This is a genomic window from Oleiphilus sp. HI0117 (assembly GCF_001635235.1).
Genome location: NZ_LWGA01000969.1, coordinates 1 through 2189 on the forward strand (window position 1 = coordinate 1; position 2189 = coordinate 2189).

Sequence of the window (2189 nt, forward strand, 5' to 3'; positions counted from 1 at the left end):
AGATAAATTACTGATTTAATCACTTAATTCATCTTCTATCTCCTTCAAACTTCGCCGCTTTCGAAGCGGTTCGTCTTAAGGAGGTGCGCATTATATAGAGCTGATTCTTTAGGTCAACACCTTTATCAAACTTTTTATAAATTAGTTTGTAACGCTATTTTAACGAGACTTTTGCTATCTTTTTCTTACCCGCCTGAATCACATATATACCAGGCACCGACAACTTCAAGCTCGCCTCTACCTTCTTGCCTTCTACATATACTGCACCGCGACCCAAGACATCTTTAGCTGCTGCACCATTCTTTACCAAAGCCGCCATTCTTAGTACAGCAGATACTGGCAACTCCGACTGCCCCTCAGCATCAACATCAACTTCCGGAACATTATCTGGAATCTCACCCAAACCGACTCGGTTGCCTGCCGAGTTATGCGCCGTCGCCGCCGACTCCGCATCATGGAAACGCTCAATGATTTCGCGCGCAAACAGATCTTTAACCTCTTGCGGGTTTCTCCCTTGCGCAACCTCTTGTTTAAGAACCTCTATCTCTGCCAATGACTTAAAGCTTAATAATTCATAGTAGCGCCAGATCATTTCATCAGGTAGCGATAGCAACTTCGTGTACATCTCACCCGGCGCATCATTCACACCCACATAGTTATTGAGCGATTTGGACATTTTCTGGACACCATCCAAACCCTCTAATAAAGGCATCGTTAGAATTGTCTGAGGATCCATACCCGCATTTTTCTGCAAAGTACGCCCCATTAATAAGTTGAACTTTTGGTCAGTTCCACCCAATTCAACATCTGCCGCCATTGCAACCGAGTCATAACCTTGCACTAACGGGTACAAGAACTCATGAATTGCAATGGACTGCTCCCCTTTAAAGCGCTTACTAAAGTCATCACGCTCTAGCATTCTCGCTACAGTATATTGCCCGGCCAGCTTGATCATATCCGCAGCAGACATCTTCGACATCCATTCTGAGTTAAACATGACCGTTGTTAACTCAGGATCTAAAATTTTGAACACCTGCTCTTTATAGGTCTGCGCATTTTGCGCCACCTGCTCTTCAGTCAAAGGCGGCCGTGTAGCACTTTTACCGGTAGGATCACCAATCATGCCGGTAAAGTCGCCAATCAAGAACAGCACCTCATGACCAAGATCCTGGAACTGCTTCAACTTATTAATGAGTACCGTATGCCCTAAATGTAAATCTGGAGCAGTTGGGTCAAATCCAGCTTTGACACGAAGTTTCTTCCCCGCCTCAAGCTTCTTTACTAAGTCTTCTTCTACTATTAACTCTTCAGCTCCGCGTTTAATAATTTCTAGAGCTTCTTGAACCGATCCCATCTTAAACTTCACCTTTCAACGCATACCAATAACAATCGAGAAACAATCGCGACATCAAAAAACAAACAAGTATATCATCTTTAACATTACTGTAAGCTTTATAAACAAACATTGACTTTGCTTGAACCCAGCTTACAACTATACTTATAGGAATATTTAACAGATTTTCACATTTTTATGTGACTTCTAAAAAGCATTAATACTCACTTTATTGAGTAAAGCAATTAATTAAAGCAGGCCAGACGTTGATTCACGCCTTTCCAAAAAAGCACATGATAGCCGCCAGCCTCACCGGCGCGGTAATGACACTTGTACTTGCACTGAGCCCTAGCAGCAAAGTCAATGCAACCAGAACGTCCATCGAGATTGATCTAGATAACCAGGTTTTGTCTAGCAGCGAGAGCGTTAAAGCATTAAACACGCAAGAGCCCAGCCAGCAGCCCCTGATTGCCAGCCCAACGCCTAAAGTCGAAAACTGGCAGAGTTTTGATATCAAATCAGGCAATACATTATCAACACTGTTTGCTAAAGCCGGGTACAACGATAAAATCATGTACTCCGTTATACACTCGTCGAAAGCTGCAAAGCAGATTGCCAACATTTACCCTGGCGAAAAGATCGCCTTTCTTAACGATGAGAACGAGCAACTTTCCCAAATCAAACTGGTTCGCTCCCCCCTTAAGTCAATTGTATTTAAACGGGATGAAAACAATTCTTTCACTAAAGAAGTTGTTACTCGCACCCCGGATGTTCATATCGCCTACGGTGAGGGAACTATAGAAAGCTCATTATTCCTTGCAGGGCAAAAGGCCGGGCTCTCACAGTCGCAAATTAT

Annotated in this window: 2 protein-coding genes; one reads left to right on the forward strand and one right to left on the reverse strand. The window is 43.4% G+C overall.

All coding sequences use genetic code 11. The features are described 5' to 3' along the window. Positions 1–154: 154 nt before the first annotated feature. Complete coding sequence (gene tyrS / locus A3757_RS17380; RefSeq protein WP_068553810.1) at positions 155–1354, reverse strand: tyrosine--tRNA ligase; 1200 nt, start codon at positions 1352–1354, stop codon at positions 155–157. Positions 1355–1656: 302 nt separating this feature from the next. Between tyrS and A3757_RS17385 the strand changes: the two genes are divergently transcribed. Beyond that, positions 1657–2189 (forward strand): LysM-like peptidoglycan-binding domain-containing protein (locus tag A3757_RS17385; RefSeq protein WP_304439196.1); only part of this gene is annotated, 533 nt, incomplete at its 3' end.

Excerpts from the sequence above, each read along its gene's own strand:
- tyrS (WP_068553810.1), bottom strand. The coding sequence starts at position 1,354 with ATGGGATCGGTTCAAGAAGCTCTAGAAATTATTAAACGCGGAGCTGAA.